This window comes from Halocynthiibacter sp. (assembly GCF_049608145.1).
GTDB lineage: Bacteria > Pseudomonadota > Alphaproteobacteria > Rhodobacterales > Rhodobacteraceae > Halocynthiibacter.
This window is the reverse complement of record NZ_JBMYXF010000086.1, coordinates 1-6,920: the sequence shown is the minus strand read 5'-3', so window position 1 is coordinate 6,920 and position 6,920 is coordinate 1. Positions and strand designations below refer to the sequence as shown.

Annotated in this window: 7 protein-coding genes and 1 pseudogene; 3 read left to right on the top strand and 5 right to left on the bottom strand. The window is 54.0% G+C overall.

Annotated features, from left to right (window positions below):
• From ACPGUT_RS15575 to ACPGUT_RS15565, 3 genes and pseudogenes are all read left to right on the top strand, one after another.
• A pseudogene (locus ACPGUT_RS15575) lies at window positions 1–323 on the top strand (TetR/AcrR family transcriptional regulator); the annotation flags it as partial.
• A gap of 54 nt (window positions 324–377) precedes the next feature.
• A complete protein-coding gene (locus ACPGUT_RS15570) occupies window positions 378–2,039 on the top strand; it encodes a sulfatase-like hydrolase/transferase (RefSeq protein WP_423992957.1) in 1,662 nt (553 codons plus the stop codon).
• Window positions 2,032–3,465 carry an FAD-binding oxidoreductase gene (locus tag ACPGUT_RS15565; protein ID WP_423992955.1) on the top strand — a complete coding sequence of 478 codons (1,434 nt, stop codon included), beginning with the start codon at window positions 2,032–2,034 and terminating at the stop codon, window positions 3,463–3,465. The genes ACPGUT_RS15570 and ACPGUT_RS15565 overlap by 8 nt, the downstream gene beginning before the upstream one ends.
• Here the strand turns inward: ACPGUT_RS15565 and ACPGUT_RS15560 are convergent.
• The 5 genes from ACPGUT_RS15560 to rpoD form a co-directional block, all read right to left on the bottom strand.
• Window positions 3,462–3,878, bottom strand: coding sequence for a secondary thiamine-phosphate synthase enzyme YjbQ (locus ACPGUT_RS15560; RefSeq protein WP_423992953.1), 417 nt, complete (start codon window positions 3,876–3,878; stop codon window positions 3,462–3,464). The genes ACPGUT_RS15565 and ACPGUT_RS15560 overlap by 4 nt on opposite strands.
• Window positions 3,878–4,390 carry a hypothetical protein gene (locus ACPGUT_RS15555; RefSeq protein WP_423992951.1) on the bottom strand — a complete coding sequence of 171 codons (513 nt, stop codon included), beginning with the start codon at window positions 4,388–4,390 and terminating at the stop codon, window positions 3,878–3,880. The genes ACPGUT_RS15560 and ACPGUT_RS15555 overlap by 1 nt, the downstream gene beginning before the upstream one ends.
• Before the next feature lies 1 nt (window position 4,391).
• Window positions 4,392–4,835: a thiol-disulfide oxidoreductase DCC family protein gene (locus ACPGUT_RS15550; protein WP_423992949.1), complete on the bottom strand. Its 444-nt coding sequence runs from the start codon at window positions 4,833–4,835 to the stop codon at window positions 4,392–4,394.
• 66 nt (window positions 4,836–4,901) lie between these two features.
• Window positions 4,902–5,321 carry a hypothetical protein gene (locus ACPGUT_RS15545; protein WP_423992947.1) on the bottom strand — a complete coding sequence of 140 codons (420 nt, stop codon included), beginning with the start codon at window positions 5,319–5,321 and terminating at the stop codon, window positions 4,902–4,904.
• A gap of 35 nt (window positions 5,322–5,356) precedes the next feature.
• Window positions 5,357–6,920 (bottom strand): RNA polymerase sigma factor RpoD (gene rpoD / locus ACPGUT_RS15540; RefSeq protein WP_423992945.1); only part of this gene is annotated, 1,564 nt, incomplete at its 5' end.

Here is a 6,920-nt window from a genome sequence, read left to right as displayed (position 1 = left end):
CTGTGTTTGACGCCCATGCAGAATGGTTTGCACAGAAAGGGTTTTTCGGCTGTCTTTTTGTAAAGGCCTGCGCTGAATTTCAGGATCCGACGCACCCGGTACACCAGCAATCCTGCGCCCATCAGGCACAGGGGATCGCCTATTATCGTAACCTTGCGGATGCCGCAGGATTTGCAGACCCGGATGAAATTGCCCGCAACATCTGGTTCCTGGCCCAAGGGGCGATTGTGGCCGCAGTTATGGCCGCGATCGAGAACCCCGCAGGATCCGCGCGTGATGCCGCCGAAAAAATGCTGGCCTGCGCGGCACGACGCAGCGCATAGGCTCTTTCCGCGTCCCTGTCCCTGTGCAACAAATAGCACAAGGGGAGAGACCACATGACAAAATCAACCGCAAAGAATATCCTGTTCATTATGTTTGATCAGCTGCGGTTCGATTATCTCAGCTGCGCCGGTCATCCCCATCTGTATACGCCGCACCTGGATTCTTTGGCCGCAAAAGGCACGCGGTTCACCCGTGCCTATGTGCAATCCCCGGTTTGTGGTGCCTCGCGCATGTCGACCTATACCGGGCGTTATGCATCGTCCCATGGCGCGCAATGGAATGGGTTTCCCCTGCGCGTGGGTGAGATGACCATGGGCGATCACCTGCGCGCGAATGGCATGTCCTGCCATTTGATCGGCAAGACCCATATGAAGGCCGATGTGGAAGGGATGAAACGTCTGGGCCTGTCGCCTGACAGTGTGATTGGCGCCCGTCAGGAAGAATGCGGTTTTGACATCTGGGCACGCGATGATGGGCTATGGGCGGAAGGGCCGAATGGTTTTTATGACAGCAAGCGCTCTCCTTATAATGAATATCTGAAATCGCAGGGATACCCCGGACAGAACCCCTGGGCGGATTTTGCCAACGCTGGAATTCATGAAGGCAACATTGCTTCTGGCTGGTTTATGGAAAACGCCGATAAGGCGGCAAATATCCGTGAGGAAGACAGTGAAACACCCTGGCTGACGGGCGAAGCGATGAAGTTCATTGAGGCACAGGGCGATACCCCCTGGTGCTGTCACCTGAGTTACATCAAACCGCACTGGCCCTATATCGTGCCTGCGCCTTATCACGATATGTACGGGCCGGAACATGTGGTTGCCGCGCAGAAATCTCCGCGTGAACGCCAGGATCCACACCCGGTTTACAATGCTTTCATGAACAACCAGATCGGCCAGACGTTTTCCCGTGATGAGGTGCGCGAAAAGGTGATCCCGGCCTATATGGGGCTGATCAAACAGGCCGATGATCAGATGGGGCGGTTGTTTGCATATCTGGAAGAAACCGGCCGGATGGAAGACACGATGATCGTTGTGACATCGGATCATGGCGACTATCTGGGCGATCACTGGCTGGGCGAAAAAGATCTGTTCCACGAGCCTTCCGTGAAAGTTCCGCTGATCGTCTATGATCCATCACCCGATGCTGTGCGCGGCGCAACCTGTGACGCATTGGTCGAAGCCATTGATCTGCTGCCGACCTTCATTGAAGTCGCGGGCGGGGATGTGCCGCATCACATCTGTGAAGGGCATTCCCTTTTACCCTGGCTACATGGCGAGGCACCCAATTGGCGGGATTGGGCCGTCAGTGAATATGACTTTTCATGCACCCCTATGTGCCCGGAACTGGGATTGTCTCCGACAGATGCGCGCCTGTTTATGGTGACGGATGAACGCTGGAAGTTCATGCATGCAGAAGGTGGCTTTGCCCCGATGCTGTTTGATATGGACGCCGACCCCGAAGAATATGTTGATCTTGGCCAATCTGACGACCACGCTGATATCATTACACTTATGTATGATCGTCTTGGCCAATGGGGCCGCAGGATGAGCCAGCGCGTCACCATGTCAGATGCGCAGATCATTCCGCGCCAGGGCAAGACACCCGGCGGCGGTGTTGGCATTTTTATTGGCCATCATGAAGCGAATGATGTGCCGGAAGAGGCGCGGGCAAAATATATGGGCACGGCCCTGAAGGACTACACGAATGACTGATATAATTGCTGCACTGCGTGACATCTGCGGCGCGAAATATGTGCTTGGTGGCTCTGACGACCGCAAAGCTTATGACGTGGATGTCTTTGGCGACAAGATCGGCGTGTCGCTTGCCGTCGTGCGCCCGGCGAACACAGAAGAAGTTTCCGCAATCCTGAAACTCGCGCAGGATACAGGCACAGCGGTTGTGCCTCAGGGCGGCAATACCGGCCTGGCAGGCGGGGCGACCCCCACATCGGATGAAACACAGATCATCCTGTCCCTCGCCCGGATGAATGCGATTGAAGAAGTGAACCCCGAAACCCGCACCGCCACCGTGCAGGCTGGTGTCATTCTGCAGAACTTGCATGACACCGTGGCAAAACATGATCTGATTTTCCCTCTGATTTTCGGCGCACGTGGCAGCTGCATGATCGGGGGAAACATTTCCACCAATGCCGGTGGATCCAACGTTCTACGTTATGGCAACACCCGCGCGCTGGTATTAGGGCTTGAAGTCGTTCTGCCCGGCGGCCGTATCATGAACCTAATGAACGCACTTTATAAGAACAACACGGGCTATGCGCTGAAAGACCTGATAATCGGCGCAGAAGGCACGCTTGGCATTGTGACCCGCGCGGTGTTGCAACTGCACCCTGCCCCGGTGGCACGCGCCACTGCGCTGATGTCTGTTGCTTCCTTGCCCGCAGCCCTAACCTTGTTACGCCGTCTTCAGGATGCAAGCGGTGGTGCAGTCGAAGCCTTTGAATTCATGCCCCGCAACCACATGGAAGGCTATCTGCGGCTGAACCCGGATAAATCCCTGCCGATGGAAGAGATGGGGGAGGTCAACATTCTGACCGAATTGGGCGCGACATCAAAATTACTGGCACGCCCCGGCGCTGACGGACGCCCCCTGATCGAAAACCTGCTGGAAGAGGTTCTGACTGAGGGTTTTGAAAACGGCAAAATTCTGGACGCCGCCATTGCCCAGAATGACAGCCAGCGGGAAGCCTTCTGGCACATCCGCGAAAGCGCCTATGAGGTCGCCGTTGCACAAGGCCCCGCAATTGATTTTGACATTGCCGTGCCATTGGATCAGGTCGCGACCTTCCTTGAGCAGGCCGAACAACGTCTGGCCCCGATTGCCCCCGGCATGCGCAACACAATTGTCAGCCATCTGGGGGATGGAAACATCCATTACGGCGTGTTGCCCGCAAACAATGAAAACGGCATCGATCCGGTCCTGAAAACACAGGTGATGGAAGTGGTTGAAGATCTGGTGACGGAACTGAACGGATCCTTCAGTGCGGAACATGGCATCGGGACATCCAAGCGCCCCTCAATGGCACGTCAAAAGGATCCGGTCGCACTTGAGGCCATGCACGCAGTCAAACGCGCCTTGGACCCCGGCAACATCATGAACCCCGGAAAGGTTCTGCCCTAACCCGGCATAAAATGCGCCACCACCTGACGTCGGTGGGGCGCGTTACGGTGTTCAAACAGATAGATACCCTGCCAGGTGCCCAAAACTATCTGCCCGGCGCTGACAGGAATATTCAGGCTGACAGGCATCATCGCAGCCTTGATATAGGCGGGCATATCGTCCGGCCCTTCATAGGTATGCGTGAGATAGGACATGGACGGATCTGAAGTCGGCGGCACCAGGCGATGAAAGAAGTTCTGCAGATCCACCTGAACTTCGGGATCAGCGTTTTCCTGGATCAACAAGCTGGCCGAGGTGTGGCGCACAAACAGCGTCAGCAATCCGTCGCCCTGCCCTGATAGCCAGCCCCGGATATCATCAGTAAATTCATAAAGACCCGGCCCATTGGTATGAATCGTAAAAGGTTTTTGCATCACTGCGCATCCACCCAAATATGTTGATCCAGATCCCATTTTTGGCCATTGGCAAGCTTTGCATCAGAAAAGGCGAAAACTCCGGCCTCCGAAAACAATATTGCGGGATCACAGGTCAGAGAGAGCAGAACCTCGGCCTCGGTCCCTTTTTCACGTATGTTTACCCCGCCAGAGTGTTCGGGATTTTCGGGGTCGCGCCGCAGGCTCTGCCAGACGACGTATTCGACGTCATTATTAGTGAAAATCATCTCTTCCCAGATGGCACCGCCAACACCGGGCCAAGGGGTGACCTCCACATCGCGCAAGGGGATGATCAGCTCAAGTTCTGGCGATTGATCCGGCGTGCCATAGCTGTAATACGCCTGCCCGTTCGCCGCACAGACGCTTAGAACACGGTTGCGCCCCTCAATTTTGCAGGACAGTAGAACATCGGCCGCAAGCGGCGCTGAGGGCCCGCAAGCAAGGGCTGGACCGGCACTGAGGGCAAAGACCAGAGCGAGTAATTTTTTCATTTTAAATCCTTTCAAAACCGTCCTCAATAAACCGGGCGCGCAGGTTGGCATCTGGCAGCATGCACGCATCATGCCGCCCCCAGATGCGATAACGATTGCGGGCGACCCTCAGGTACAGCGGGGTCTTAAGCCAGCTGGGCGCATAGAGAATGGCCGCTGCGATGCGCCAGGGCCAACCCAGATCACGCATGGCCGCCGCGAAAGCATCTGCATGGGTAAAGACCCTGCCCCGTGTCAGAACAAGATTGGTTTCATAATCATCCGTTGGCATGTTCAAGGCTTGATACAATGAGGTGCCCAGATCAGATTGCGCGATGATGAAACGGAACTTGTCGCCTTTGTCGTGTTTCAGAATGAAACGAAGGAATCCCGAACACAACACACATTCCCCATCGAAAACAATGATGGGATTGTCGGGCAGGTTGAAGGTGTGATGCAAATCCATGAGGTGGAGTTAAGCGGGTTTTGTAACAGGGCACAACACAGCTCCCTAGGAAAAGGTCACGCAACTTTAGACTAGTAAAGATAGAACACCCGAGATCAGAAGTAACCATCCGCAACAAATCTCAAAGGCTAAAGAGTAAATGTAGTTTTGTTCAGGGTCCTCAGGTTGATAGAAAATCCCTATTTTCTTGCCAACTCCTTTTCCTAAGAACTGCTCTTGTGAATACGCTGTATAGTTTCGTCCATTGGCCTCAAATACGCAACTTAAGCAGTACCCATATTTCAATTGTTCCACTGACTTACGTTCAAATGATCCAGTAACCAGTCCGAAGCTGTGAGCGCACCGAATGCGCATAAAAACATGAGATACAGTGATAAACGCTCCCAGAACCTGCAACGGCCAAACGGGCAAAATATCGGCAAGCAAGAGGGACAAAAGAGAAATCCCCACCAGCAAATTAAGCCAGCGGGGAATTGAACTGTCCAACCAGAAGAAACCCTCTTGTATCCGCTTCAGAAGATTCACTGATCAAGGAAGGAACGCAGTTTGCGGCTTCGGCTTGGGTGCTTCAGCTTCCGCAGTGCCTTCGCCTCGATCTGGCGGATCCGTTCGCGGGTCACGCTGAACTGCTGACCGACTTCTTCCAAGGTGTGGTCAGTGTTCATGCCGATGCCAAACCGCATCCGCAGCACACGTTCTTCACGCGGGGTCAGGGACGACAGCACGCGGGTTGTGGTTTCTTTCAGGTTTTCCTGAATGGCTGAATCCAGCGGCAGAACGGCGTTTTTATCTTCGATGAAATCGCCAAGCTGTGAATCTTCCTCATCACCAATCGGCGTTTCCAGAGAGATCGGCTCTTTCGCGATCTTCATCACCTTGCGCACTTTTTCCAAAGGCATTTGCAGTTTTTCTGCCAATTCTTCCGGTGTCGGTTCGCGGCCAATTTCATGCAGCATCTGACGACCGGTCCGCACCAGCTTGTTGATCGTTTCGATCATGTGCACAGGAATACGGATGGTCCGCGCCTGATCCGCGATGGAACGGGTGATCGCCTGACGGATCCACCAGGTCGCATAGGTCGAGAATTTGTAACCGCGACGATATTCGAATTTATCAACCGCTTTCATCAGGCCGATGTTGCCTTCCTGGATCAGATCCAGGAACTGCAGACCACGGTTGGTGTATTTCTTCGCGATGGAAATCACGAGACGCAGGTTGGCTTCGACCATTTCTTTTTTGGCCTGACGGGCTTCTTTTTCGCCCTTCTGCACCTGTTGCACGATGCGACGGTATTCAGAAATATCGAGACCAACATACTGACCAACCTGGGCCATATCAGAACGCAGTTCTTCGATCTTGCCTTCAGAACGTTCCATCAGCGCCTGCCAGCCACGGCCCGGCTTTTCTTTCATCTCGTCAAGCCAGGTCGGATCAAGTTCGCGACCACGGTATGCTTCGATGAATTCACGACGGTTAATGCGCGCCTGATCCGCCAGTTTCACCATGTTGCTGTCGATGGACATGATGCGACGGTTGATACCGTAAAGCTGGTCAATCAGCGCTTCGATACGGCCGTTGTGCAGGTGCAGTTCCGTCACCAATTCCACGATCTCAGACCGCAGTTTCTGGTATTTCTCTTCTTCTTTCTTAGAGAAACTTTCATCTTCATTCAGGGTCGCAGAGATCCGCAGATCCTGCATGTCAGACAGCAGCGCAAAGTCACGCGCGATTAGGTCAAGGGTTTCAAGAACCTTCGGCTTCAGCGCCGCTTCCATGGCCGCGAGGGACATGTTCGCCTGTTCATCTTCATCGTCATCATCATCATTGTTGATGATCGGGTTACCATCTGCGTCAACTTCTGGTTCGGATGATTTCTTCTCAGGCTTGGCCGCGCCATCGACGTTGACGGAAGGAACCACCGGTTCATCGTCTTCATCATCGCCCATCTGGTCACCAAAGGTGGTTTCCAGATCAATCACATCGCGCAGAAGAATATCTTCTGTCAAAAGTTCGTCACGCCAGATCGTAATCGCCTGGAACGTAAGCGGGCTTTCACATAGCCCCAAGATCATAGTTTTGCGGCCA